Source organism: Streptomyces sp. NPDC037126, from assembly GCF_055605965.1.
Genome location: NZ_JBVJTD010000015.1, coordinates 32,106 through 52,118 on the forward strand (window position 1 = coordinate 32,106; position 20,013 = coordinate 52,118).

Below are 20,013 nucleotides of genomic sequence, written 5' to 3' on the forward strand. Positions count from 1 at the left end.
GGATGGGCAGTCGCACCGCGCTGGTCGAGGATCTGATGGAGCGGTTCCCGCATGTGCCGCGGGAGGCGGTCTTCAAGGAGGACCTGCTCCGGGGCGGGGTGGCCTTCGACCCCTCCGCCCTCAGTGACAACGAGGGCGGCGAGGTCAAGCCGAAGTCCTACTTCATCTTCTCCTTCGACCACGGCACCCTGCCCGAACTGGGCGAGGCCGCGCTGCGCCGGCCACCGGAGGAGATCATCCTCACGGGCGGCCCGTACGACCTGCGCCGCACGGTCGTCTCCGTACGGGTGAACCCCACCTCGCCGTACCGGGTCGCCGCCGACGGCGAGGGGCTGCTCGGCCTCTACCTCGACGGCAAGCGGATCGCGGACGTCGGTGTGCCGCCGATGCCCGAGTACTACCGGCACACCCTGTCCAACGGGAAGTCCGTGATGGAGGTCGCCCCGACCATCCAGTGGGGCTACCTCATCTACCTGACCGTCTTCCGGGTCTGCCAGTACTTCGGCGCCAAGGAGGAGTGCCAGTACTGCGACATCAACCACAACTGGCGCCAGCACAAGGCGGCGGGCCGGCCGTACACCGGTGTGAAGGACGTCGAGGAGGTGCTGGAGGCCCTGGAGATCATCGACCGGTACGACACCCAGAAGGCGTCCACCGCCTACACCCTCACCGGCGGCGCCATCACCAAGACCGTCGCCGGCCGGGACGAGGCCGACTTCTACGGCCACTACGCCAAGGCCATCGAGGAGCGCTTCCCGGGCCGCTGGATCGGCAAGGTCGTCGCCCAGGCGCTGCCCAAGGACGACGTGCAGCGGTTCAAGGACTACGGCGTGCAGATCTACCACCCCAACTTCGAGGTGTGGGACCGCCGCCTGTTCGAGCTGTACTGCCCCGGCAAGGAGCGCTACGTCGGCCGCGACGAGTGGCACCGGCGGATCCTCGACTCCGCGGAGATCTTCGGCGCCCGCAACGTGATCCCCAACTTCGTCGCGGGCGTGGAGATGGCCGAGCCGTTCGGCTTCACCACCGTCGACGAGGCGATCGCCTCCACCACCGAGGGCCTGCGCTTCTTCATGTCGCACGGCATCACGCCCCGCTTCACCACCTGGTGCCCGGAGCCCACGACCCCGCTCGGCAAGGCCAACCCGCAGGGCGCGCCGCTGGAGTACCACATCCGGCTGCTCCAGGCCTACCGGCAGACGATGGAGGACTTCGGACTCTCCTCCCCGCCCGGATACGGGCCGCCCGGACCCGGCCGCGCGGTCTTCTCCGTCAGCTCCTTCATGGACAGCCTGCCCGAGGAGGAGCCGGCCGAGGTGTGATCCCGCGCGGGCGGCCGGCGGGGTGGGTGAGTCGAACGGCTCCGGTATCCGTAACAGAAGACGGAGTTGTGGACCCCGGTGCCGCGCGCATCCGCTCCGCCACGATGCGTAACCGGATGTGAACAGGGCGCTTGTCAGTTGTGGCGAGGGCGTGAAAAGCTCTGTGCTCTGCCGCGAGGTTCCCTTCAACTCTGTTTTCCCTATGGTGAGTTGCCCTCGCGCGTGATGCAGGAGTCCCATGCCCGACCTGCCGATTCCTCAGGACGACACCGAGGCCGCGCTGTTCTCGGAGGCCTGGGACGCGGTGCTCTCGTACGCGGACCTGTGCACCTCCGGGTCCCTGACGGCCCATCAGCTGGCCACGGAGGCGTTCACGCTCGGCATGCGTGAGATCCGCGCCGCCGCGCGTACCCATGTGCGCGGCGCGGGCCGCCGCACCGCCCGGCTGCCGGCGATCCCCGCCCTGCTCACCGCCGTCCGCGCCACCGCCGCCGCCTGGGAGGCCGACGGGCAGGGGCACAAGCTCGACCCCGACCTCAGGCTGTGGCTCAACTCCGGCAGCGCGGCGCGCTTCTCCGGCCCGCCGCTGCGGCGCCCGATCGCACTGCGCGGCCTCAGGGACATGCAGGAGCCGGACGCCTCGCTGCTGTGGCTCGCCGAGGTGGAGGCGCTGCCCCTGCCCACGGTCGCCCGCCGGCTCGGCCTCGACCCGGCCACCGTCGCCGACGAACTCGACCAGGTCCGCACCCTGTTCCGGGACCGCTGCCACCGCGCCCATCTCGACACCCCGATGGACGCGCAGTGCCGCTCCTACGCCCGGCTGCTGGACGCCGTCACCCGCTCGCCCACCGCCGGCACCCCCGACGACCTCTCCCGTCACCTCGCCACCTGCGTGCGCTGCGCCGAGGCCGCCGCCTGTCTGCGGCCGCACGGCGGCGGACTGCCCGCCGCCGTGGCCGGCGGGGTGATCGGCTGGGGCGGCCTGGCCTATCTGGAGCGCCGCCGCCGCGCCACCGAGGTCCGGCTCGGCGGGGGCCGCCCCGGCGCCGCCGACACCGCGGGCCCCGAGGAGGACGCGGGCCGCAGCCGTGTCCTGCGTGGAGGGCTGCTGGCCACCGCCGTGCTGCTGTCGGCGCTCGCGCTCGGCGTGTCGATGATGCCGTTCGGCGGTTCGGGCGACGACACCGCCGCCATCCGCGACGACCGCCGGCCCGTGGCCGACCCCACCGCCTCCCGCACCACGGCCGGCCGCTCACCGGCGACCTCGCCCGTCCCCTCGCCCTCCGCGACCGCGCCCCGGGACCCCGGCGGCAAGGAGCCCGATCCCGAACCCCAGGGCGCCTCCTCCGCCGAGCCCTCCGCCACGCCCTCGGCCACGCCCTCCGGCTCGCACGGGACCACCCGCACCAGCGCCCCCGCCACCACCGGGGCGGCCTCCTGCCGGGTCGACTACGAGCGGACCGACGAGTGGGACGACGGCTTCCAGGCCACCGTCACCGTCACCACCGAACGGCCCCTCGCCGACTGGCAGATCGCCTGGTCCTTCCCCGACGGGCAGCGGGTCGGCCAGATGTGGGACGCCACCGTCCACCAGAACGGCTCCCGCGTCACCGCCGACGCGGCCGACTACAACCGCGCCGTCCCCGCGCACGGCAGCCTCTCCTTCGGCTTCGTCGGCACCTGGCAGGGCGGCAACCGCGCGCCGTACGCCTTCACGCTCAACGGGGCGCCCTGCGCCAGGGGCTGACGGGACGGCAGCCGCCACGGACGGACGGGTCGTGCAGCGGGCCGATCCGACGGCCACACCGCTCCCCTGTGGCGGTGTGACCGTCGGAGCTTCAGGGGCCGGCGCCCGGGACTCGGCCGTCCGGGCCGTGGGTGACCGGGTCTGCGCGGCGCCTTACGGGTCTGTGACATGGAACGGCTGTGGCCGGCGTGTTGGGGGGCCGTACCTCTCCGCCGGTCGGCGCTCCATCACGAACAGGGATCATGCTGCACCCACTCGCGGATGTCAATTGGCGCCTGGGGCATCTATCGTGATCCCTGGATGGGCTACAAATGTAGCCCCACTGGTGCGGGGTGCGTCCTTCGAGCGCTAACCTTCAGTGCGCCGCCCGCGCGGGTTTACCGACGACGAAGCAGGAGACCGCCTGTTTATGGAGAACACCACCGGGGTGGAGGAGGTCGCGGCGGCCCTGGCATCGATCAAGGCGGAGCTCGAGGAACTGGGCCACACCGTCGAGGTGATCAACTTCGAACGGCTCACCCACGAAACGGGCATCGCCGAGACGACGGTCCGCAAACTCTTCGCAGGGGACCCCGTCACCCCCGACGAGGTCGACCCGCCCTTCAAGGACCGCCTGCGGTTCCTCCTGGACACCAGGCTCAAGGAGAACGGGCGCAAGCACACGTTCCAGGAGGTCGCCGACGCCGTCGGTGTCGCCAAGTCGACGATCACCAACCTTTTGAACGGCTCGCGCAACCCGGGATTCGACGTCAGCAAGGACCTGGCGGAGTTCTTCGGCGCCCCGGGCTTCTTCACGCTGGGCCCGAGGACCGCACTCCTGACGGCTCTTGAGCCCGTCCTGGAGCAGGCGCGGCTGATCGCCGAACTCAAGGGCCGGCGGGTGGAGCGCGTGGCTCTGCGGGGAAGCGTGTCGGCCGGCAGCGACCAGCTGTCACGGCAGTTGCAGGCCGCGATCCACCAGGTCGTCGAAACGGCCCAGCGCGCCTCCCAGGAGCCGGCGGCCGCGGCCGGTGGCGACGAGGACCCCGAACTCAGCGAACTCGCCGCCACGATGCGCCTGTTGCCGCCCAGACACCGCAGGAGCGTGATGGGCATCCTCAGGAGCGCGGTGGGCCTGGCCAAGCACGACGACTGACGGCGGCCTCCCCACGCGGTCCGCGGCCTCGCCTCGCCCGGCCGGCCGGGGGGAGACCGTCCGTCACCTCGACGCGCGCCGCACGCCTCGCGCGGCGCGGTACTCCCGCGCCAGCACGCGGAGGGCGGCCGGGATCGACGGGCGCGCCCCGCCGTGCAGGAGGGCGCCTCCCTTGCGTCGCACGGCCTGGAGTTGGAGGACCTGAAGGGAGATCAGGGCGCGCAGGAACGGCCGGTAGGGCGGGTCGACCAGGTCGGGCAGCCCCCGGCAGGCGGCGAGCGAGGTCTCGGCGAGACCGGCCTGCGCGCCGACCAGCCGCCCCAGCGCGGGAACGCACGCCTGCGACTTGCCGCGCAGGTCCTCGACGGTCAGTCCGTACCGGTCCAGTTCCTCGCGTGGGATGCCGATGCGGCCCTGCTCGGCGTCCTCGGCGAGATCGGCCAGGAAGTCGACGCGCTGCCACCCCTCGATCAGCGCCCGGCACCCCTGGTGGAACGCCGCGTCCACACCCGCCTTCGGCGCCGGGGCGAGCAGCGACGCGGTGAGCATCAGGGCGGGCAGCGAGTATGCGTCGATGTAGGCCTGGTAGTCGGCCTCGCCGTCGAAGCCGGTCCATTCGGCCTCGACGGGCGCCCCGTCCAGGAAGTCCTGCACGCGCGCGGCCGTGTGCGGGTACCGGCGCGCGGTGTCGGCGAGCGCCCGCAGCAGCGTGGACGCGGAGGCCCCGGGGCCGTGGACGGCGTCCAGCGCCGCCCCGACCTCACTCGTCCATGAACTCAGCGCCTCCTTGCGGGTGTCGACCTCTCCGGCGTCGATCCGCTCGTCGGTCTCGTGCATGAAGGCGACCATGGCGACGACGGGCGCGTGGAGCTCCGCGGGGAGCAGCAGCCTGGTGGCGAGGTACTGGTGGAGGGCGAACTTCCGTACCAGGTCGCGCTGGGCGTCGTAGGCTCGCCGCAGTGTCGGGTCAGTGATGCCGGCCTCGGTCAGGGCGGCGGACCATCGGGGCACTGCTCTCCTTCGGTTGGTGGTTCCGGTACGGGCACGGACGGTCAGCCGTCCAGGAGGACGCGGGCCGTGCGCAGCAGGACACGGGCGCGGGTGAGGGACCGCGGATGCCGCCGCATGTGGACGACGTCCATGTAGGCGCGGTTGATCTCGGGATCCCGCACCGATGCCTGTGTGATCTTGTCGCCCACCCAGCGGATCAGGGGATAGCCGCGCGGGTAGGGGCCGGTGACATGGGGCTGGGCCAGGTCGGCGGTCGTCGACAGCTTCCACCCCGCGTCGGTGAAGACGTCAGCGCGACGGAAGTAGTCCCAGGCCGGAGCGTGCGGGGAGGCGCCGGAACGCAGGTACGAGGCGAGCGCGCCGGCCTGCAGGGCCGCGAGGGTGAGCCCCTGCCCGTAGACCGGGTTGACGGAGGCGATGGAATCGCCCGCCGCGACCAGTCCGCCCGGGAAGCGACCCGCCGCGCGGAACAGGCGTCGCCGGCTCTCACCGAAATGGAACGTGCCGACCTCGCCCTGGAGCGCGCAGTGCTCGGCGACCTCCCGCAGCGGGGCGACGCACCGTCGCATCCTGGCGACGAACTCCCCCGGGTCGCTGGTGGGCCGGTGACCGGCGTAACCGGCGAGGACGACCGTCCACCGGTCGTCCTCGACCGCCGCCAGAGCCCCGGGTTCGCAGCGCTCGGGCCGGTAGCCGCTGTCGGGTCCCGGGGAGGAGTGCGCGATCACCGTCCCCGGCAGTTCGCCGCCCCGGCCGAACGAGGCCGTGGCGTAGCCGAGGTCGATCCGCATCCGCTCCACGGGCGGCACGGGCCACCCCTCCTGGCCGAGCCACGCGCCCAGGCGGCTCGACCTGCCCATGGCGTCGACGACGAGGTCGGCGGCGAGCGTCTCCTCCTGCTCGTGTCCGGCCGGGGCGAAGCGGACGCCGCACACGCGGCCGCCCCGCACCAGGAGCCCTCGCCCGCGCCCGGCGAGGAAACGCACGTCGGCCAGGTCCCGGGTGCGCCGTCGTACGGCGCGCTCGATGAACGGGCGGGTGGCGCCGAGCATTTCGACGTCGTCCAGGGGCGGACGCGGCCTGCCGTCGACGTAGAACCGTACGGCTCGGCCGCTGCCGACCAGGGCACCCCCCGCGGTCATCTCCCCGGTGATGCCGGGGAACCAGCGCTCCAGCTGCGAGTGCCCCATCGCGAGCAGGGCGTGCAACTGGTGCCGGTGCGGTGCGCCCGAGCCGGTTCCCTCACCGTCGAGGAGGTCGGGTTCCACGACGACGACCTCCTCGGCGAAGTCGCTCAGCACACGGGCCGCCAACAGGCCCGCGTAGCTCCCACCAAGCACGACTGCCCGCTGCACGGGGCTCCCCTCCGAGCCCGGGACGGCTCAGCTCCGTTCGAATGCCGCTGGGACGAGCGACCGCTCGGGACACTATCCTGCCGCCGCGCGGGTCCGGGGCGTCCCTTCGCCCTCCCGGGCCGTGCGCACCACCTGCAGCGACGAGTCCACCAGGGTGGAGCGGAGCGCCCGCGCCACGCGCACCAGGCGGATCCTCTCCTGGGCGGCGGGTGTGTTCTTGCCCGGGGCGAACAGCACCGGCCCGGCGGAAGCGGCCGGTGCCGCGTCGCCGGCGCCCGCCGCCTGGAGGCGCTCGACCGCGTCACGCAGGACCGCGGCCGTGGTGGCGGCTTCGAGCTCGTGGGGAGCAAGTCCCTTCCTGCCCAGGCCCAGACGGCTTCGCAGGGCGTCGGTCCGCATGGCCTCGCCGTGCAGGTCCGCGACCGCCCGGGCCGGCAAGTCGCTGATCCAGGCGCGCCGTTCCAGCTGCCGGATGCCGTCGAGGATCTCGATCACCCGCCGGTGAAGAGTCCACCGGACGTTGAACACGCGATTCGGCTTGGACTGCTCGGGACCGGCCGATGCCTGGGGGTCGCAGCGCTCCGGCCGGCGCTGCCCCGAGCCCAGGGACAGCTCCTGGTCGACCCCCGCGACGACGAGGTCCCACAGCGGTTGCAGCACCGCGATGTCCCGGCGTTCGCCGAGCCACTTGCTCAACGCCGCTCCGGAGACCCCGTAGCACGTCATGATGGATCCCACGACTCCGAAGGCGGAGCCCAGCACCCCCACGTCGTCGAGTTGGTGGTGACCGAGCGCGGCGGCCGCCGCGGCCGGCGCCGAACACAGCACGTACCCGGACGTCACGAGCATGCTGCGCCCGTACCAGCGGACGGAGTGCATGATCGCCTTGTCGTCGGCGCGCGCACGTCGCGTGCGACGCCAGGTGTGCACGGTTCCGCAGGTGAGCATGGTCAGGAACACCGCGAGGAAGACCTGCACCTGCGGATGGCTCACCTCCGCGGTGTTGAACTTGAGCGGATCGGCCGCTCCGCCGAGATCCGTGGTCAGGAACGCGACGACCATGACCGCGAAGGCGACGGCGTAGGCGACCGCCCAGGCCGCGATCCGCCGCCGCACCCGCCGGGGCCGGTCCGACCGGGACGGGGTCCACACGATCGTCAGCAGGTGCTGCGTCCCGAAACACAGCAGGATGCCCAGGTAGATGGGCAGCGTGGGGAGCCACGGTTGACCGGACGCCGAACCGAGGCTCCGGTACCCGAAGGGAGAGGCGACCACGTAGACGATGCCGCCCAGTCCGTGGGTGGCGACCTGCAGCCCCAGCCCGAAGGAGGGGGAGCGTACGAACGCCGAGGCCTTCCAGGCGGCGATGGTCAGGTGGAGGGAGGCGATGACCAGGTAGACCGTGGTCGCGCTGCTCTCAGACACCGGTCCTCCGGTGGGTGAAGCTGAAGGCGAAGCCCTGGGCGTCGGACTCCAGGAGCGCGATCTTGCGGTCCAGCGCCACTGTGGCGAAGGCCTCGACCTTCCGCTCGACCGGTGAGTCGTAGTGGGAGCGCTGGAAGAAGGCGGTGACCGTGTCGGGGTTCAGCGCCGGGGTGAGCTGAACGGCCAGTTCCCTCGACAGCGGGCTGCCGCCGTCGGCTCCGACGGGCACCCTGACGTCCTCCGCCCTGTCGAAGAGGAAGTGACCCAGTTCGTGGGCGATGGAGTTCACCTGGGTGAGCTCACTGGCGAACTCGTCCACCGCGATGTAGTCCCGGTCCGGCGTGGCCAGAGAGAACGCGCTCACCGTGGGCGGCATGTCGATGTACAGTACAGAGATGGGGTTGCCGCGCCGTTCGGCGACCAACTCCACCAGGCCGTCGATGCTTTGGACGCTCGAAAGACCCAGGTCCTTGCGGATCTGCCGCGCGGCCGCATGGGTTTCGCGGCGTATGGCGAGCTCTTCCCTGACCGTGCCGATCCAGCGTGGCGGCCACTGCGGTCGCCGACGGCCCTTCCTCACGATCGGCTGCATCCTCGTTCCCCTCCGCCCGGGACCGCCGCAGGTCCGCGTGGCGCGGTAGCGCAGGAGCGACGTGACTCCCGGCGAGCCGGTCGATGCGCGGCGCCCGGTTGCGGAAGCCATGCCCGGTGCGTGACCCGGGGGCCTGCCTGTGAGGCCCTGGTGTCCGCTCCTGTGGCGGATCGCGCGACCCACCCCGTCATCCGTTCTCCTCACCCTGCCCCGACCACACCCCGGAAACCCGCGCTCAAGTCACCCGGCCCGCCCGGTGGTTCGACGCGTGCCGACCAATGCGTCGTCAACTATAGGTTGGGAACGGCGCCCGGCGGGCTGAGCGTCGCGGCGGGCGAGACCGGCGCGGGGACGAGCTGCGGCTCGCTGAAGACGTCTTGGTCCAGACGCCTCCGCAACGCAATCCCTGTCGCGTCGTGTTGATGGCAGCACTGCCGGACGATTCGACGCCCGGCGCGCACGAGACGCTGCTCGACGAGGCCTTCTGAAGGGGGCGAACTCGACCTGGTCGATAGCGTTCTCGCCATCATCGCACTGCCAGTGCGTGACGTTGGCATGGTGTTTCCTTGACGTGTCTCCTCTAGGGTCGGAATCCGCGCTTGCGGACCGGGGGAGACGACAGCAATGGGTGACGGCAACGTTCCGGGCAAGGTGCTGGACATCAAGACCGCTGACATCAAGGCGGCGGCACCGGCCTTCCAGCAGGGCGCCATCGATCTGAGCAAGGCCCTGACCACTCTCATCAAGACCCTGGACGGCCTCGGCGAGCCTTGGGGCCATGACGATCAGGGTAACCAGTTCGGCGGAGTCTACAAGCCGCACCAGAAGTCGATCGAGAGCGCGGCGGGCATCCTGGTGCTCGGGCTGACGAGCATTCACGAGGCGATGGTGGACATGTCCGACGGGCACGTGGACAACGACAAGCTCGTCGCCGGCATGTTCACGGAAGTGCAGACCGACCAGCAGAGCGACGGTACCGGTGAGCATTGAGAGCAAGGCTCGCCACATCCTTCTGGACATGGGTCTGTGGTGGCCCGAGGCCGACTCCGGCAAGTTGCGCGCCGCAACGAAAGCGTGGAGTGCGTTCGCCGACTCCGTGGATGATGTCCGGTCCCCTGTGCACCGCAGCGCGTCCGGCATCATCCACAACAACACGGGTGAGTCGATCGAGGCGTTCCGCAAGTTCTGGGGACGCTATGCCAAGGACCAGGACGGCGGCTGGCTGAGCGACCTCGCGAAGTCGTCGCGGGAGATGGCGAGCGCGCTGGACAAGTTCGCCGACGCCATCGACGACGCGATCAACAAACTGTGGACGCGGATCGCCATCGACGCGGCCGTGATCGCGGGTGGTGTGGCGCTGGCCATCATGACCGCGGGCATCGCCTCGGGTGCGGCGGCAGCGGCGGCCGACGCGGTCATCGAGTTCGGCGCCACGATCGGCGTCGGGGTCACCGCCGTCGTGGCCGACATCATCGGAGGCGCCTTCGTCGCCGCAGCGTTCGGTGGCGTCGAGTCGGTCACCGTCGACCTCGCCGTGGCCCAGCCCCTGCAGATGGTGACCGGCCTGCAGCACGGCTTCAGCCTGGACGAGGTCAACCAGGCCGCCAGGGACGGCATGATCTTCGGCGGAGCCCTGGGAGCGGGCGGTGGCCTGCTGAAGGCGAGCATGGAAGGCGGCCTCGCCGACACCACCCCGACGCTGCTACGCACGCCCTCCCTCCGCCCGGACCTCGTTGATCTGGGCCCGGCGGCCCGCAACGCCGACAGCACCCCGTGCGTGGGCGAGCCCATCGACGTGGCGACCGGCGCCATGCTGATGACGCAGACAGACCTGACCCTGCCGGCTGCGCTCCCCTTCGAGTTCACGCGCACTCACCTGTCCTCGTACCGGGGTGGTGTCTGCTTCGGTACGACCTGGATCTCCACCCTGGACGAGTGCCTCCAGATCGACGGCGAAGGCGTCGTCTTCGCCGCGTCTGACGGCATGCGCCTGGTGTACCCGGTGCCGGAGCCGGGCGTGCCGACGATGCCGGCCAAGGGCGCTCGCTGGCCGCTGGAATGGGACGGGAAGCCGGACGGCGCCATGACGGTCACCGACCCGTCGACGGGTGTTGTCCGCACCTTCGCCGCCCCGGTTCCGTCACCATCCTTCGGCGTGTTCCACTTGGCCCTTGATTCCTGGTCAGACCGCAACGGGAACCGCATCGACGTCGAACGCGACGAAAACGGCGTCCCGTTCGGCATCCGCCACTCCGGCGGATACTACGTAGCCGTCGACACCCAGGGTCCACGCATCACGGCCCTGCGCCTCCTGGACGAGCCGCCGTCCCGCTACCACCCCGGCACCACGCCCGACGAGGGCACGGTCGTCATGCGCTACGGCTACGACCCGTCCGGCAACCTCACCGAGATCACCAACTCCAGCGGCAAACCCCTGCGCTTCACCTACGACTCCGAAGGCCGAGTCACCCGCTGGACCGACCGCAACGGCACCTGGTTCTCCTATGTCTACGACGAACGCGGCCGCGTTGTCCGCACCGAGGGCATCGACGGCATCCTCTCCGGCACCCTGACCTACGACGACACCGCCCGCACGACGACCTACACGGACTCGCAGGGGCACGTCTCGGTCCACCGGTACAACGCCGAGGGGCTGGTGGTGGAGGAGACGGATCCGCTCGGGTATGTGACCCGTACGGAGTGGGACGCGTACGGCGACAAGCCGCTGACGGTCACCGATCCCCGCGGCCACACCACCGGCTACGCCTACGACCACGCCGGGAACCTGGTCGAACTCGCCCAGCCTGATGGCACGGTGGCCCGGGCCGCCTACAACACCCTCGGACTGCCAACTGAGGTGGTCGAGCCAGGGGGCGCTGTCTGGCAGCACACCTATGACGAGCGGGGAAACCTGCTGAAGACCGTTGACCCGCTTGGCGCCGAGACCCGCTACGACGTTGATGACAAGGGTCGTACGACGGCGATCACCAACTCCCTAGGTCACACCCGCATCGTAGGCTATGACACTGCGGGCCTACCCCTCGCCCTGACGGACGAACTCGGCCACACCACGACAATCCGCCGCGATCCCTTCGGACGGGTCGTCGAGGTGACCGACCCACTCGGCCACGTCATCCGTCTGGACTGGACAACGGAGGGCAAGCCGTCCTGGCGGAAACAGTCTGACGGCACCCAAGAGTCGTGGACGTGGGACGCCGAGGGCAACCTCGTCGCCCATACCGATCCAGCAGGTAACACCACCTGTCAGACAGTGGCGCCCTTCGACCTCCCGGCTACCCGCACTGACCCGGACGGCACCCGGTATGCATTCACGTACGACACCGAACTGCGCCTGACCGGGGTTGCCAAGCCCGACGGGCAGACCTGGTCATACATCTACGACGAGGCCGGCCGGCTGATCGCGGAGACGGACTTCAACGGGCGCACGTTGACGTACGCACACAATGCTGCGGGAGAACTGATCGCCCGGACCAACGGCACCGGTGAGGTCATGCGCTTCACGCTGGACTCTTGTGGTCGGGTCACGACTCGGCAAGACGACTCCGGTGACATCACGACGTACGAATACGGGCTGGACGGCGGGCTCCGACGTGCGGCCAACACGGATGCCGAAGTGGAGTTCGTGCGGGACGCGCTGGGGCGAATCCTGTCGGAGACAGTCAACAGCCGACGATCGATTTTCGAGTACGACGCCATCGGCCGCCGTACCCGCCGCGTGACACCTTCCGGCCTGGTGTCGGAATGGACGTACAACGCGGCCGGACACCCGGTCCTGCTGCGCTCCGCAACAGGCTCGATTACCTTCACCTACGACGAGGCAGGCCGCGAAACCGAGCGACGGTTGGGTGAGGCGGTGAGGCTGACCCAGAGTTGGAGCGCGACCGGGCGGCTAGGTGAGCAATCATTGGTGTCGGCTCTGCCAGGTGCGGGGCCGGACCGCCTCCTCCAGCACCGCACGTACGCCTACCGGGCCGACGGGCACCTCACGGAGATCCGCGACCTGACCTCCGGCATGCGTCGGTACGATCTGGACGCCGTGGGCCGGGTCACGGGCGTGCGGGCACACGGATGGACCGAAACCTATGCTTACGATGCGACCGGCAACCTGCTCCGAGCATCGGTCCCCGGCCACGACTCAGAAGGCGGGCGCAAGTTCGAGGGCACACTCGTCCGTCGGGTGGGACGTACGACGTTCGAGCACGACGCACAGGGTCGCCTCGTCCGCCGGATGTGCAGGCTCCTCAACGGGCAGAAGCGCTCCTGGACGTACGCATGGGATGGCGAGGACCGGCTAAAAGAGGTAGTCACACCTGACGGCGACCGCTGGCTCTACCACTATGACCCGATGGGTCGGCGCATCTCCAAACATTGTGTCGGTCAGGACGGTTCAGCAGCGGATCGCATCGACTTCTCGTGGGACGACACTCGCCTTGCGGAACAGATCGGTCCGGACGGCTGCATTACCACCTGGGACTATGAGCCAGGTACCCATCGCCCGGTTGCGCAGACTGACCGGCGGGCGTCGTCGGTGGAAACTTCGTTCCTCGCACGACTGGCCGAGGAGACCGGCCTCGACATGAGGCCACGCTTCTATGCTGTGATCACGGACGCCGTCGGTACGCCCATGGAACTGGTCTCTCCCTCCGCTGAACTTGCGTGGCAGTCCCGCACCACACTCTGGGGCATCAAGTTCTCCTCCGCCCTGGGTTCTGACGCGGCTGCAGATTGTCGCCTGCGGTTCCCTGGGCAGTACGCCGATGAGGAGACAGGCCTCAACTACAACCTACTGCGTTACTACGATCCCGGTACGGGCGGATATCTTACGTCGGACCCAATGGGCCTTCTACCTGGTCCCAACCCGCATGCCTATGTCAGGAACCCGGGGAGCGAGTCGGATCCGCTGGGTCTGTTCACATGCAAGGTCGAGAACGCGCTCAAGAGCTGGCAGAGCCGGAAGTATCAGTTCGGTGACAACGAGTTCGTGCTTGACAAGAAGGGATTGGCGCATGTCCTTGAGAGACATCACCCTGAATACTGGGATGGGTCTGTCAAGGCGAAGCAGTCGTTCCTCGACGGAAAGATGTCTGTCCAGGATGTGCAAGATGCCATCACGGAGACGCTGAAACAGAACCGGGACAAGCTCGTCTCGCGCGGCCCGATGGGCATGTATCAGATCGAGGGGCGAGTAAACGGAGTGGACTATGTCCTCGGCATCAAGAACGGCCGCGTCGGTCAATTTTATCCCGGAACGCTAGAGAAGTAGGCTGGCTGTATGATCGAGATTGCGTCGTACCTGCGCACCAAGTCGGGATCTTTCATCGACGTGGCGGTGGCCGGCCTCCCTCCTGCGGATCCGTCGTATGTCGAGGGGGCTATCGATATGACCATCAATGGCGTTCGGATCCTCGATCAGGAGCTCTGGGATTATGTGGATGAACTCTGGTCCTATATCGGCGACATGGTCCTGAAAATCGCGAACGAGGACGAGGCGTCGACATACTTCCCGGATCAGCCGATCCGCTTGTTGTTCAAACGCCTGGGTGGCGGAATCGTCCTCGTGTCACTCACATACGACGACGTCAAGCGAACAGTCTCCGTCGAGGAACGGGAACTGGTGGACGCCCTCCAGCGGTCCGGCACGGAATTCTTCACCAGGATGAAAGAGCTGCTGCCAGGGAACGCCCTGGGGTATGACGACGCTTTGACACGACTCACACGCCGAAGCAGATGACCGCGGCGGCAGACGGAGCATCAGTCCCTCATGGATGGTGGGGCTGGTCGGCGTAGTCGGTGGCATCCTCGACGGCACGAGCAATGGGCTGTCCGCGTGATGACCGAGAAAGGCGCCCCGCGGCTGTCGCAACCACTGGGCAGCCGGCTGATGGGAGGCTGAGCGGGAGCTGGCGCTCGTGCCGCCGCACGCCGACGCGAGGCAGTGACCGCGGTCCTGGTGCGTCCGCCTGCCAACGCGCTCGAGATCTTACCTGCGGCTGGTCGAGCCGATCATGACACAGACGGGCGACCCTCTGCGGGGGACTGACCAGGCATGCCCGACTGCCACCACTGCCCGGGGAGACAAGGCGAGTTCATTGTGTCGCTCGCCGCCCCGTGCGCGAGCCGGAAAGACATGCGGAACCTGATGCGGATCCTCGGCCAGCACCGCCTGTGACTCTGCCAGGAAATCGGTGGCGCCCGAGTGTGCACGCCTCTAAGGTGAGAGCCGCTTCACGCAGTGGCTGTCAGCCGCTGCAGTCTGCCGAGTGAGAAACGGGAGGTGTGACCGATGGCTGTCTCTGTGATGGGCGCTGCCCGCAACCAGAAGTTCGTCCACTCCACCTCCGTGGTCTCCGGCTGACCCTTCCTTCTTCTTCGCGCCTGTGAGTGCGCGCGGCCGGGGCCGCCCTGTGAAGGGTTCCCCTTGAATCTCTCCTCTCTTTCGGCTTCTTCCGCTCCGTCGCACCCCCTGGCCCCCTACGGCTGGGACGAGGGCTGGGAAGCGGAGTTCGCTCCCCACGCCGGGCAGGGGCTCCTGCCCGGCCGGGTCGTGCGGGTCGACCGTGGTCAGTGCGACGTCGTCACCGCCGACGGCGTCGTACGGGCCGACACCGCCTTCGTCACCCCGCACGACCCGCTGCGGGTCGTGTGCACCGGCGACTGGGTCGCCGTCGAACCCGGCGGCAACCCACGCTACGTACGGACGTATCTGCCGCGCCGTACCTCCTTCGTCCGTTCGACCTCCTCCAAGCGGTCCGAGGGGCAGATCCTCGCCGCCAACGTCGACCACGCCGTCGTCGCCGTGTCCCTCGCGGTCGACCTCGACCTCGGCCGGGTCGAGCGCTTCCTCGCCCTCGCCTGGGAGTCCGGGGCCCAGCCGGTCGTCGTCCTCACCAAGGCCGACCTGGTGCCGGACCCGGTCACGCTGGCCCACCTCGTGCAGGACGTCGAGACGAGCGCGCCCGGAGTGCCCGTGCTCGGCGTCAGTGCCCTGCACGGCGACGGGCTGGACACGCTCGTCGCGCTCGTCGGCTCCGGCACGTCCGTGCTGCTCGGCCAGTCCGGCGCGGGCAAGTCCACCCTGGCCAACGCCCTCGTCGGCGCGGACGTCATGGACGTACGGGCCGCCCGTGACGTCGACGGCAAGGGACGGCACACCACGACCACCCGCAACCTCCTCGCGTTGCCCTCAGGGGGCGTCCTCATCGACACCCCCGGGCTTCGAGGGGTTGGCCTGTACGACGCCGAGAGCGGGGTCGGGCAGGTGTTCGCCGAGATCCAGGAGTTCGCCGAGCGCTGCCGCTTCCACGACTGCGCCCACGAGTCCGAGCCGGGCTGCGCGGTGCGCTCCGCCCTGGAGGACGGGGAGCTGTCCGCCCGGCGGCTGGAGAGCTACCGGAAGCTGGTGCGCGAGAACCAGTGGATCGTGGCCAAGACCGACGCGCGCCTGCGGGCCGAGATGAAGAAGGACTGGAAGAGGAGGGGGGCCCAGGGAAAGGCGGCGATGGAGGCGAAGCGGGGCCGCTGGGGCTAGAGCGACAGGGCCGGCCCGCCCCGCCCTGCGGGGCCGGGGCGGCACGTCCTGCGGGGCCGGGGTGCCCTGCGCTGCGCGGCCGGTCTGCCTTGTGCTGTTGGGGCGGGGCGCCAAGTCGAACGGAGTCGGGGCGCCACGTTCTACGGAGCGGGGTGCCTCGTCCTGCGCCCGGGGTGCCTTGTCCTGTGGGGCCGGGGTGCCTTGTCCTGTGGGGCTGGTCCGCTCCGTCCTGCGGGGCCGGGGCGGTCGTCCTGCGGGCCAGGGTGCCTTGTCTCGTGGCGGTCGGGGGCCGTGTCGGTTTGCCGGGCTGTGGGGGCTGCCGTGTCGGCCGCCTGGTGCGGGGTGCGGCAGGTGTACGTCCGATTTCCGCCAGCCGGGCGGTCGGGCGCGGGTCACACTGGAACCTGTGATGGACGAGGACACCAGGTACGAAGCGGTGCGCAGCCGGGACGGGCGGTTCGACGGGGCGTTCTTCTTCGCCGTCGAGACGACCGGCATCTACTGCCGGCCGAGCTGTCCGGCGGTGACGCCGAAGCGGCACAACGTGCGGTTCTACCCGACGGCCGCCGCCGCGCAGCGCTCCGGGTTCCGGGCCTGCCGGCGGTGCCGGCCGGACGCCGTGCCCGGATCCGCGGAGTGGAACGTGCGCGCGGACGTCGTCGGGCGGGCCATGCGGCTGATCGCCGACGGCGTAGTGGACCGGGAGGGCGTCGCCGGTCTCGCCGCGCGGCTCGGCTACAGCGCCCGGCAGGTGCAGCGGCAGCTCACCGCCGAGCTGGGCGCCGGCCCCGTGGCGCTGGCCCGCGCCCAGCGGGCGCACACCGCGCGCGTGCTGCTGCAGACCACCGACCTGCCGGTCACCGAGATCGCGTTCGCGTCCGGCTTCGCCAGCGTCCGGCAGTTCAACGACACCGTCCGGGAGGTGTACGCCACCACACCGACCGAGGTGCGGGCCGCCGCCCCGCGCGAGCGCGGCACCCGCCGGTCCGCCCCGCAGGCGGGCATCCCGCTGCGGCTCGCCTACCGGGGCCCGTACCAGGCCGCCGCCGTGTTCGACCAGCTCGCGCGCGAGGCCGTGCCGGGGGTCGAGGAGGTGACCGGCGGCACGGGCGGCCGTACCTACCGGCGCACCCTGCGGCTGCCGTACGGCACCGGGATCGTCGCCGTCGCCGAGCGCACCCGGGAGCCGCGGGCGGGCGGCGGCACGCATCCGGGCGGCTGGCTCGACGCCCGGCTGCACCTCACCGACCCCCGGGACCTCACGACCGCCGTGCAGCGGCTGCGGCGGCTGTTCGACCTCGACGCCGACCCGTACGCCGTCGACGAACGCCTCGGCGCCGATCCACGCCTCGCCCCGCTGGTCGCCGCCCGGCCCGGACTGCGTTCGCCCGGCGCCGTGGACCCGCTGGAGCCCGCCGTACGGGCCCTGGTGGGGACCGAGGCGGCCGGGCGGCTCGTGCAGCGGTACGGCAAGGCGCTCGACGCCCCCTGCGGCACCCTCACCCACCTCTTCCCGGAGCCCGCCGCCCTCGCCGGGTCCGAGCCCGGCGGCCCGCTGGGCGCGCTCGCGGCCGCCCTCGCCGACGGCGATCTCCGGCTGGACCCGGGCGCCGACCGGGACGAGGCCGAGGCGGCCCTGCGCGCCCTGCCCGGCATGGACCCGGCCACGGTCGCCGCCGTCCGCGTCCGCGCCCTCGGCGACCCGGACGTGGCCCCGCCGGGTACGGAGGCGCCCGACGCGTGGCGGCCGTGGCGGTCGTACGCCGTCCGGCACCTGTGCGTGGCGGGGGAGCTGGGCCGGTGACCGCCGTGTACTTCACCCACCTGGACGCCCCCGTCGGGCGGCTGCTGCTCACCGCCGGCCCGGACGGCTCGCTCACCTCGCTGTCCGTGCCCGGGCAGAAGGGCGGGCGCGCCGTACTGGAGGGCTGGCGGTGCGACCCCGGGCCGTTCCGCGAGGCGCGGGAGCAGCTCGACGCCTACTTCGCCGGTGAACTGAAGGAGTTCCGGATGCCGTTGCGGGCGGAGGGCACCGGGTTCCGGCGGCGGGTGTGGGACGCGCTGGACGAGGTGCCGTACGGCGCCACGGTCACGTACGGCGCGATCGCCGCCCGGATCGGCGCGCCGCGCGCGGCCGTTCGCGCCGTCGGCGGGGCGATCGGTGCCAACCCGCTGCTGATCGTGCGGCCCTGCCACCGGGTGATCGGCGCCGACGGCTCGATGACCGGCTACGCGGGGGGCCTGGAACGCAAGGTGTGGCTGCTCACGCTGGAGGGCGCGCTGACCGCGTAGCCCCGGTACCGGTGGGGCGGCGGCCCGTCGGCGCTGCCCGGCGGAACTCGCCGTCGCGGGGCGGGCCATGGGAACGTGAGACCCCACCGGAGTCGAGGAGCGACGGCGGCCGGGGGAGCGGGACTCAGGATTCGCCCCGCCCCTGGTGATCGGCGTGGCGTTGCGCCGCACGGGTGGACCGCCGCCGGTGTTCCGCCGACGCGGCCCGCCGCTGTGGCACGGTCGCCTCGGGTGGATCACGGGGAAGGGCGGGCACACACATGGGCAGGTTCGGACGGGTTCTCACAGCCCTGCTGCTGACACTGCTGCCGGGCACGACGGCGGCAGCCGGGGCGGAACCCGCCGGGGCCGCCGCCGCGCCGCCCGGTGTTCGGGCCGCCGTGAGCGTGCCGTCCGGGAACGCCCCCGCACGGACCGTCGTGCGGCCTTCCGCGCCCGACCGGTCCGCGGGGAGATCCGCGCCGCCCGGTGTTCGGTCCGTCTGGGTCGGGAGTTGGGAGGCCGCGCCGTCCGGGACCGTTGACGCCCTGCCCGGAGCGGCGGTCCGCAATGTCGTCCACCTGAGTGTGGGCGGCACAGCCGTGCGCATCCGGCTCAGCAACCGGCTCGGCAGCGCGCCGCTGTCGCTCGGCGCGGTCACCGTCGCGCTGCGTGGCGCGGCCGGCCCGGACGCCCTGCCGGGCACCATGCGCACCGCCACCTTCCACGGCGCCCGCACCGTGACCGTGCCGCCGGGCCGGGACATCGTCACCGACCCGGTGCCGCTGGCCGTGCCGTCGGCCGCCGACCTGCTCGTCACCGTGTACACCCCGGCCGACAGTGGACCCGCCACCTTCCACCGCAGCGCCCTGCAGACCAGCTACGTGGCCCGCGCGGGCGCCGGCCGGGCCGCGGACGAGGGCGGCTCCGCCTACTCGGCGCCCACCGGCTGGTGGTACTACGTCACCGGCGTGGACGTCAGCGGCTTCGCCGGCGGCAGCGTCGTCGCGTTCGGCGACTCCCTCACCGACGGCACCGGGTCGACCCCCGACGCCAACCGCCGCTGGCCCGACCGGCTCGCCCAGAACCTGCTCGGCGACCGGCTCGGCGTCCTCAACGCCGGCATCGGCGGCAACCGCCTGCTGCGTGACGGCGTCGGCCCGAGCGCCCTCTCCCGCCTCGACGCCGACGCGCTGGACCGGGCCGGAGTGCGCACCCTGGTCGTCTTCGAGGGCATCAACGACATCAAGGGCACCCCGCGGGCGAACGATCCCGCCGCCTACGCGGCCGCGTACCGCACCGTCGTCACCCGCGCCCACGCCCGCGGCATCAGGGTCGTCGGCGTCACGCTCACCCCGTTCCGCGGCTACAGCGCCTACACCGGCGCCCGCGAGTCGGTACGGCAGCGGGTCAACTCCTTCATCCGCACCGGCGGCGCCTTCGACGCGATCGCCGACGCCGACGCCGCCGTACGCGACCCGGCCGACCCGTCGCGCATCCTGCCGGACTACGACCCCGGCGACCATCTGCACTTCGACGACGCGGGCATGCGTGCCGTCGCCGACGTCGTCCGGAGCGCCCTCGTCCACTGACCGCCCGGCCCCCC

At 71.1% G+C, this 20,013-nt stretch carries 14 protein-coding genes; 10 read left to right on the forward strand and 4 right to left on the reverse strand.

Annotation, left to right across the window (positions count from 1 at the left end; all coding sequences use genetic code 11):
* Positions 1–2: 2 nt before the first annotated feature.
* From ACZ7FF_RS28790 to ACZ7FF_RS28800, 3 genes are all read left to right on the forward strand, one after another.
* Complete coding sequence (locus ACZ7FF_RS28790; protein WP_470815595.1) at positions 3–1,322, forward strand: radical SAM protein; 1,320 nt, start codon at positions 3–5, stop codon at positions 1,320–1,322.
* A 238-nt stretch (positions 1,323–1,560) separates the two neighbouring features.
* Positions 1,561–3,069 carry a cellulose binding domain-containing protein gene (locus tag ACZ7FF_RS28795; protein ID WP_470815597.1) on the forward strand — a complete coding sequence of 503 codons (1,509 nt, stop codon included), beginning with the start codon at positions 1,561–1,563 and terminating at the stop codon, positions 3,067–3,069.
* 409 nt (positions 3,070–3,478) lie between these two features.
* Positions 3,479–4,204, forward strand: coding sequence for a helix-turn-helix domain-containing protein (locus ACZ7FF_RS28800; RefSeq protein WP_470815599.1), 726 nt, complete (start codon positions 3,479–3,481; stop codon positions 4,202–4,204).
* A gap of 63 nt (positions 4,205–4,267) precedes the next feature.
* Here ACZ7FF_RS28800 and ACZ7FF_RS28805 read toward each other — a convergent pair whose 3' ends face one another.
* From ACZ7FF_RS28805 to ACZ7FF_RS28820, 4 genes are all read right to left on the reverse strand, one after another.
* Positions 4,268–5,215: a phytoene/squalene synthase family protein gene (locus tag ACZ7FF_RS28805; RefSeq protein ID WP_470815600.1), complete on the reverse strand. Its 948-nt coding sequence runs from the start codon at positions 5,213–5,215 to the stop codon at positions 4,268–4,270.
* Positions 5,216–5,256: 41 nt separating this feature from the next.
* Positions 5,257–6,570 (reverse strand): FAD-dependent oxidoreductase, encoded by a 1,314-nt coding sequence (locus tag ACZ7FF_RS28810; protein WP_470815602.1) that lies wholly within the window; start codon positions 6,568–6,570, stop codon positions 5,257–5,259.
* A gap of 72 nt (positions 6,571–6,642) precedes the next feature.
* Complete coding sequence (locus tag ACZ7FF_RS28815) at positions 6,643–7,995, reverse strand: DUF6545 domain-containing protein (protein WP_470815603.1); 1,353 nt, start codon at positions 7,993–7,995, stop codon at positions 6,643–6,645.
* On the reverse strand, positions 7,988–8,575 hold the full coding sequence (locus ACZ7FF_RS28820; protein ID WP_470815605.1) for an ImmA/IrrE family metallo-endopeptidase: 588 nt from the start codon (positions 8,573–8,575) through the stop codon (positions 7,988–7,990). Before ACZ7FF_RS28820 ends, ACZ7FF_RS28815 begins: the two co-directional genes overlap by 8 nt.
* A gap of 636 nt (positions 8,576–9,211) precedes the next feature.
* Here ACZ7FF_RS28820 and ACZ7FF_RS28825 point away from each other — a divergent pair.
* The 7 genes from ACZ7FF_RS28825 (at position 9,212) to ACZ7FF_RS28855 (ending at position 19,999) form a co-directional block, all read left to right on the forward strand.
* Entirely contained in the window at positions 9,212–9,577 is a 366-nt protein-coding gene (locus ACZ7FF_RS28825) for a hypothetical protein (protein ID WP_470815606.1), read from the forward strand.
* Positions 9,567–13,871: a DUF6531 domain-containing protein gene (locus ACZ7FF_RS28830; RefSeq protein WP_470815608.1), complete on the forward strand. Its 4,305-nt coding sequence runs from the start codon at positions 9,567–9,569 to the stop codon at positions 13,869–13,871. Before ACZ7FF_RS28825 ends, ACZ7FF_RS28830 begins: the two co-directional genes overlap by 11 nt.
* A 9-nt stretch (positions 13,872–13,880) precedes the next feature.
* The gene (locus ACZ7FF_RS28835) at positions 13,881–14,339 is read left to right on the forward strand and encodes a hypothetical protein (RefSeq protein WP_470815609.1); all 459 of its coding nucleotides are present in this window, start codon (positions 13,881–13,883) and stop codon (positions 14,337–14,339) included.
* Positions 14,340–15,026: 687 nt separating this feature from the next.
* Positions 15,027–16,136: a ribosome small subunit-dependent GTPase A gene (gene rsgA / locus ACZ7FF_RS28840; protein WP_470815611.1), complete on the forward strand. Its 1,110-nt coding sequence runs from the start codon at positions 15,027–15,029 to the stop codon at positions 16,134–16,136.
* A 409-nt stretch (positions 16,137–16,545) separates the two neighbouring features.
* Positions 16,546–17,940: a DNA-3-methyladenine glycosylase 2 family protein gene (locus ACZ7FF_RS28845; protein ID WP_470815893.1), complete on the forward strand. Its 1,395-nt coding sequence runs from the start codon at positions 16,546–16,548 to the stop codon at positions 17,938–17,940.
* Positions 17,937–18,428: a methylated-DNA--[protein]-cysteine S-methyltransferase gene (locus ACZ7FF_RS28850; RefSeq protein WP_470815613.1), complete on the forward strand. Its 492-nt coding sequence runs from the start codon at positions 17,937–17,939 to the stop codon at positions 18,426–18,428. The genes ACZ7FF_RS28845 and ACZ7FF_RS28850 overlap by 4 nt, the downstream gene beginning before the upstream one ends.
* A 260-nt stretch (positions 18,429–18,688) precedes the next feature.
* A complete protein-coding gene (locus ACZ7FF_RS28855; RefSeq protein ID WP_470815615.1) occupies positions 18,689–19,999 on the forward strand; it encodes a GDSL-type esterase/lipase family protein in 1,311 nt (436 codons plus the stop codon).
* Positions 20,000–20,013 lie beyond the last annotated feature (14 nt).

Excerpts from the sequence above, each read along its gene's own strand:
- ACZ7FF_RS28790 (WP_470815595.1), top strand. The coding sequence starts at position 3 with ATGGGCAGTCGCACCGCGCTGGTCGAGGATCTGATGGAGCGGTTCCCG.
- ACZ7FF_RS28795 (WP_470815597.1), top strand. The coding sequence starts at position 1,561 with ATGCCCGACCTGCCGATTCCTCAGGACGACACCGAGGCCGCGCTGTTC.
- ACZ7FF_RS28800 (WP_470815599.1), top strand. The coding sequence starts at position 3,479 with ATGGAGAACACCACCGGGGTGGAGGAGGTCGCGGCGGCCCTGGCATCG.
- ACZ7FF_RS28825 (WP_470815606.1), top strand. The coding sequence starts at position 9,212 with ATGGGTGACGGCAACGTTCCGGGCAAGGTGCTGGACATCAAGACCGCT.
- ACZ7FF_RS28835 (WP_470815609.1), top strand. The coding sequence starts at position 13,881 with ATGATCGAGATTGCGTCGTACCTGCGCACCAAGTCGGGATCTTTCATC.
- ACZ7FF_RS28845 (WP_470815893.1), top strand. The coding sequence starts at position 16,546 with ATGGACGAGGACACCAGGTACGAAGCGGTGCGCAGCCGGGACGGGCGG.
- ACZ7FF_RS28855 (WP_470815615.1), top strand. The coding sequence starts at position 18,689 with ATGGGCAGGTTCGGACGGGTTCTCACAGCCCTGCTGCTGACACTGCTG.